This is a genomic window from Hydrogenobaculum acidophilum (genome assembly GCF_054656715.1).
In genome coordinates, this window is record NZ_BAAHXP010000017.1 from 25,248 (window position 1) to 31,847 (window position 6,600).

The 6,600-nt window shown below is 34.9% G+C and carries 6 protein-coding genes; 4 read left to right on the forward strand and 2 right to left on the reverse strand.

Translation table 11 applies throughout. The features are described from left to right. The first annotated feature begins 23 nt into the window (after positions 1 to 23). Positions 24 to 401 (forward strand): hypothetical protein, encoded by a 378-nt coding sequence (locus tag ACYQZV_RS07945; RefSeq protein WP_459894799.1) that lies wholly within the window; start codon positions 24 to 26, stop codon positions 399 to 401. Continuing rightward, the gene (locus ACYQZV_RS07950; protein ID WP_459894802.1) at positions 398 to 2,200 is read left to right on the forward strand and encodes a vWA domain-containing protein; all 1,803 of its coding nucleotides are present in this window, start codon (positions 398 to 400) and stop codon (positions 2,198 to 2,200) included. Before ACYQZV_RS07945 ends, ACYQZV_RS07950 begins: the two co-directional genes overlap by 4 nt. Here the strand turns inward: ACYQZV_RS07950 and ACYQZV_RS07955 are convergent, their stop codons facing one another. After that, a complete protein-coding gene (locus ACYQZV_RS07955; protein WP_459894806.1) occupies positions 2,201 to 3,724 on the reverse strand; it encodes a transglycosylase SLT domain-containing protein in 1,524 nt (507 codons plus the stop codon). Beyond that, positions 3,724 to 4,260 carry a hypothetical protein gene (locus ACYQZV_RS07960; RefSeq protein ID WP_459894809.1) on the reverse strand — a complete coding sequence of 179 codons (537 nt, stop codon included), beginning with the start codon at positions 4,258 to 4,260 and terminating at the stop codon, positions 3,724 to 3,726. Before ACYQZV_RS07960 ends, ACYQZV_RS07955 begins: the two co-directional genes overlap by 1 nt. 152 nt (positions 4,261 to 4,412) lie before the next feature. On the opposite strand from ACYQZV_RS07960, the gene ACYQZV_RS07965 reads away from it, so the two are divergent. Next, positions 4,413 to 5,483 carry a TQO small subunit DoxD gene (locus tag ACYQZV_RS07965; protein ID WP_459894811.1) on the forward strand — a complete coding sequence of 357 codons (1,071 nt, stop codon included), beginning with the start codon at positions 4,413 to 4,415 and terminating at the stop codon, positions 5,481 to 5,483. An 80-nt stretch (positions 5,484 to 5,563) separates the two neighbouring features. Next, on the forward strand, positions 5,564 to 6,600 hold a 1,037-nt coding region (locus ACYQZV_RS07970; protein ID WP_459894814.1), incomplete at its 3' end, for a sensor domain-containing diguanylate cyclase.

Here is a 6,600-nt window from a genome sequence, read left to right on the forward strand (position 1 = left end):
ATCTTAAGTTTTGGAGTGTGTCTATGAAGGATTCTTGTTCGATGCTTGTTTCTTGCTTAGAATCGTTTTTTGATGAGATAAAATCTAGCCCTTTTGACAAGTCCTTGGTAGACCTTAAAATGAACTTTTCAAAAAACATAAATATTATTATTATGAGTTCAAAATCAAACGGCAACTTAGAATATATACTGTGCCAAAACATAGACAGCTTCAAAAATTATCTTTTAGTAAATTTGCCACATTTAAAAAATGATTGCCAACGTTTTAAGCTTTTAAAAGCGTTAGAAGAAACAGTAGATAAGTATATGAGCTCCAAAGATATAAAAGAGAAAAACTCCATATCTGTACTAGCAGAGACTATATTTACCCTGCTACAGCAAACAAAACCCTGTAAAAAATGAACAAATTTGACCAATTAGACGCTATACTAGAACGAGAGTACGATGTAGAGGTCAAGCATTCTCAAGAAGGATGGGGCTGTGGGTACGACCCAAAATACGTATCCATGGTGGACATGTGGGCAAAAGGGGAGATAGAAGATATACCACAAATCATAAGAATACCGGCTGGTGTAGTTTACAACGCATCGGAGTTTTTAAGAGCATCCCAAGAGCAAGCTATATCGGATATAGGACATGAGATAAGATATATACTGAGCACGAATCTTTTTAACTTTAGAAACGGTCAAAGAGAGGTATTTAGGGCAGGATACGACCCTACTTCCTTTGTTTGCCTTTACGCAGTTTTTGAAAATATAAGGCTTGATAAAGAAAAGGGTTTTGGGGCTTTTGAGAAAAAAAGATTAAACGAAAAATTAAACCGCATAAAACCAAAGTATCCACACCATCTATACCTTACATATATCTATAAAAGCTTTTACCAAGAGCAGTTTGATATACCAACAGATATAAAAAAGCATGCCACCGATACAAAAGGATATTTTGAAGAAGCTCTAAAAGATATACAAGAATCTTACAACATACTTATGGAATCGGTGTGGCCAAGGTATAGACAGCTGGTGGAGTTTTCCCAAGATATCAGATTTATAGAGCTAATACTAAAAGAGCTGGACAAACACTCTGGCAGAATCACCACAGATATAGTGGGCAAACTTACACCCCAAGATGTGGCATTTTTTGAAAGTATAAAAAAAGACAATCTTTTAGACAAAGCTGTTGTGGAAAAAACAAAGGCCATATTAAAGCAAATACCAGATTGGATGATAGCCTATGCCAAACAGATAGTAAAAATGGAGATGATAGAGCAAGACGCTCTATTTTTCAGAGAGTTTTTGCCAAAGGTGTTAGAAGCAGAAATAGAGCACAGAGGGTTTTTAAGTTTTGTAATAAAGCCCTGGGAAGAGAGCATGGCTTCTGGAAGCTCTTCAAAATCAGGGCGCTCTGATTCTAAAAACAACGACAAAGATGGCGGTTCTTCTCTTGGAAAAGACCAAACAAAAGCCTACAACGATATAAGAAACTCTGTTGTCGTAGTTTCTGAGATTTTAAAAAGGAATATATCAACGTTGTTTCCAAAAGAAGATAGCTTGTTTGAAGGAAAATACAATACAGGAAAGCACATAAACAACGTAGCCCTTGCCACAGAGATAGCTTCAAGAAGTGGTAGAATCTTCCAAAGAAGAATATCTGGAGATGAGATACCAGTTTTTTTCTCGTTTTTATTAGACATATCTTCAAGCATGAGAAAAGAGGATAAGCTTATAAACGCCATTAAAAGCCTGATACTTATAAGCGAGGTTTTAAGCGATTTAAAATTAGATTTTTCCATAAGCCTTTTCAACGAAGAGTATTTTATACTAAAAGATTTTAAAACCCCTTACAAACACGTCATAGCAGATATACTAAACATATCCCCTCAAAAAAGCACAAACTTAGGGCTAGCTTTAGAAGAAGAAAGAAGACACATAGATGATTTTCAAAGGAGAACCCACAAAAGAGGCGTTTTTGTGCTTTTCTCAGACGGTGAGCCCACCAAAGGCATGAAAAAAGAAGAGCTTAGCTCTTACGTAAATTTAATAAAATTAGAGATACCCATAGTGGCTATAAGCGTAGGAAAAGCTGGTGAATCTATAAAAGATATATTTGGTAAAAACACGCTCATAGTAAACTCTATAAACAATTTACCAATGGCTTTCGGAAGAATTGTACAGCAACAACTAAGCAAATTTATGAGAAGATAATTATCTTGCAAGGGCGTATTTGTAATGCCAGTAAAAGTTTAAAACGTTTTTTACGTAGTGTCTATTTATAGTGTTTGGTATATGTTCTACAAACAAAAGCCAGTCGCTAAAATCCTTGTACTTTGAAACGTTACCAGGCCCTGCGTTGTAAGAAGCTATGGCTTTTATAAGGTTTTTATCCCAGAGCTTGTAAACATAGTAAAGATAATAACTGCCATAAAGTATAGAGTATTTTGGGTTTTTCATATCGTTTACGAATGGCAAGTTAAACTTCTTCGCTACAAACATGCCGGTGGTATTTTTTACCTGCATAAGCCCAACGGTAGTGGGTCTTTTATCTGGAAAAGCCCAATAAGTCCTGGCTATAGGATTGTAAAAGCTCTCCATCCTTATAATAGATAAAACTAGGTTTGGACTGACGGTATCTTTTGGCATGTATCTTAAAAACACTATAGGATAAGCGTTCCAATAACGATGTTTTATCATAAAAAACTTGGGATTTATGTGAAATATTTCGCACATCTGTTTTTTTGTAAAAGATTTATCCTTGTAATAGCTATAGAGATAGCTGTTAAACCCATAATCCATAATCTCTTTAAACTTTTCTACCTTTCTACCTGGCTTATAAGAAGGACACCTTAAAAACCTTGCGTATATTGGTTTATGAAGCTTTAATTTTGCTAGCGTCCCGTAAAAACTATCGTATCTTGAGGCCTTTTCTAAGTATTTTTTGTCTTTGGTGCTTTTGTAAAGCCAGTAGTAAGAAGCGCCTGTTTTATCGTAATAAGAAGCTTTTTTAAAAGCCATAGAAGCGTTTTTGTAATCTCCAAGCTCAAAGTAAGATATGCCTTCATAAAAGTATTTGTAAAAGCCATCTGGTACATACTTTGTATAGTCTATAAGAGCTTTAGGCTTATCTTTAAAGAATAGATATCTATAGATGTAGTTTGCATAAAAATCTTTAAGCTTTTGATATATAGGATAGGGTTTTAAATTTAAAAGTTCTTCATTTGCTTTGTTAAAGTTGTTTGTAAAAAGATAGTGATAAAACCTTGCCATAATGGCGTATTTTGAAGAGTTGTTTTGAGATATCACATATGCAAAGTAATAACATCCGTTTTTTAACGCATTTTTTATAGCAAGTTCGTTTCCAGTTAGCTCGCTCTTCTTGTCTTGAAAAAAGCAGGGCTTTTGGGACATAATAGACTTATCTACTCTTGCTAAAAGCCTATAATACTCGTAAACAAAACCTCTTGTAAGGCGATGTCTATCTACTTTGTTAAGTATATTTTGAAGGTTATCAGAATCCTTTGAAAGATAAGCATAAACCACCAATGCGTCGCTTTTTGTGATAGGGTCATTGTAAGATATCACCTCTTTTGCTAGAGTTTTCGCTTTTGATGGGTCTTTTTCTACCAGTTTTAGGGCTTTTGTTAAAAGGTTTAGCTCTTTTACAAAGTCTTTAGAAAAGCCTATATTTACATATAAAAAGCTAAAAACTATCAAAAGAGCTAGTTTTTTCATCAAGAGTGTTTTATTTCATATATCCTTACAAAAGCGTAAACAAGATCGTCGATGCTTTTTACCTCCACCTCATCCTTGGCTCTTTTATATTTTGGCAGTTGCTTAAAACCTATGTAAAGGAGCACCAGCCCTATTATACTCACTATTAAACTAGCTATAGCCCAAATAGTATGATTTATAGGTCTACTCAAAGTCCCTATAGTAAAGGTCCAAAAAGAAACAGCCACCGATATCACGATACCACCCATGGCAAGCCAGAAAAATCTGTTTATAGGTATGTGCTTTGGTTTAGCCATCAACATAAGGTCTTTGTTTCTAAATAGTATATCTTCAAGCTCTTCTGTGCTTATTTTATCAGCATCAGCTATGCCTATGTCCTTTGCTATATAAACTATAGCCTCTCTATAATCTGAAGTCTTTGGTCTTACTAAAAGCGCCAATACAAGGTTTCTAAAGTTCTCTAAAGAGACGTCCTCCCCTTTTTTTCTACCTAACCACGATTTTAATATAGCTTTATCTCTTTCTAAAATCTCCATACAAATATTTTAACTCATATTTTTGAAAAAAATATAAAATAGCAGACTTTATGAAAAAATTTAGCTTATAATATCATAAACAAATATTATTGTTTTTTGCATACCGTTATTTATTTTTATTTATATCACTCTTATAAAAAGGAGGTAAACCTATGGAAAGTACCAGTGGACTCTCATATAAAGGCTCAGCGAGCGCTGCAAGCCAAAGCATAGATATATTGAAGCTTTTGGCATTTGTGGTTTTGCCTGTAAGGCTTGTATACGCTTGGATGTATATATCAGCCCCATTAAGAAGAGTGGTTTTAGCTAGCGGAAAGCTTGATCCAAATTCCCCGTTGTGGGTAGGGCACAAGTTCAACTCTTTCTTACCCCACGCTTCAAACATACTATGGCTTCATGATTTTGTTAGATACTTGGTGCTTCATCCAGACCTTTTGGCAACATTTTTATGGGTATTTACCATCATAGAATTTCTTACAGGTTTAGGCATAGCCCTTGGGCTTTTGTCAAGGCTAAGCGCTATAGGTGGTACGCTTTTACCTCTTGGTATGCTTTTAGGAGCCGGATGGCAAGGAGCTACATGCCTTGATGAATGGCAAATAGGCTCTACGGGTGTTGCAATGGGACTTACGCTATTTTTTGCTGGAAGCGGCGTGCTAAGTGTAGATTGTCTTCTAATGAACAAATATCCAAAACTTAAAGAAAGTGGATGGTTTAAATGGCTTGGTAGTGGTCAATTGTTTGACACTCCAATGTTCAACAAATTGGCTATAGCTGGTGCTATTTTTGCTTTATTTGTAACGATGGGAACAAACCAATACTTCCAAGGTGGAGTATGGGGCAAACTTCACAACTTTGGCAAAGTTCTTGATATAAAAGTGTACAACGCACACATACAAAACGGCAACCTTGTATTTGAAGCTTACAGAATAAGTGGAAGCTCTGCTGCTATGGCTTGGATACCAAAGATTGACTTGATGAAAGACGGAAAAGTAGTCTATACCTGGGACCAAAAAGCAATAACCTCTTTACCACCTTCAAGTGTGAAAAATATATACATAAACAAAGCCAAGATAAATCAATACGCTCTTGGTATGAGATTGGGCGCTAAAGCGATAATTACGTTGCCGCTTCCACAAAACCTAAATTTAGCACACGGGCAATATACGTTAGTATTGCATGAGATAGGCGGTCAAAAATTCAGCACAACCTTTACCTACTAATATATTGCATCCCCCTTTTTGCGGGGGGCTAAAATTTTAACATACCAAAATCAAATTTTATGATATAATAAACATGCTGTATGAAATATTTTGCACTTAGCACCTTTGCTACATTTTCTACATTATTAAACATTTTTCTTGTGGCTTTTATTATAAAAACGTTAAAAAAATCAGAAGATAAAACTTTAGAAAAGCTATTTAGCATTGGGTTTCCCATTTTTATAGTTTCAAAAGAAGGACGCATCGTAAAGGCAAACGATTTTGCCGCTTCTTTTTATGGAATACCAAAAGAAGAGCTTGAAAATAAAACAGTTTTTGATATAAATAAGGCTGGTAAAGAGTATCTTTTACAATTTCTAAAAAGAGGCATAGAGGGTAAATATCAGCGTTGTATTTTTAAACATAAAACTAAATACGGAGAAAAAGATGTGGAAACAAATGTCCTCCCAGTAATCTATCACGGCAAAAAATACCTTCTTTGTATAATAGAAGACATATCCGAGAAAAACCACATGAAAATTGAACTTGAGTTAAAGGAAGAGTTGCTTAAAAATATATATGAAAACGCCCAAGTCTGCATATTGATATACGACGAAGAGCTAAACATATTACAAGCCAGCCCTTGGTGTTCCAGGTTTTTAGCATACGATACAGAAGAGATTACGAAGAGGAAAATTACCGATATACTAGCAGATAGCAAAGAGGATACACAAACAGTTCTAAAGCCAAAGCCTTATCAAAAAATAAGCGGCATTTTCAAATTCAAAAGGTCAGATGGCAATGTTATCCAAGCAAAGTTGATAACATCGGTAATCATTCATCAAGCAAACATGCTAAATATAGCTACAATATACGATATTCAAGAAGAGTTAAAGCAAAAGGAGGCGTATAAAACGCTTTCAGAAACAGACGAGCTTACAAAAGCTTGTAACAGAAGATTTTTTGATGAAACCCTTGAGATTTTAATAGAAACTTACAAAGATAAAACCGCTCCCTTTTCTCTAATAATATTTGACATAGATGATTTTAAAAAAATAAACGACACATACGGACACGATGCCGGAGATTTGATACTAAAACGTATATCGGAGCTTGTTAAAACCAACATAAGGCAAGA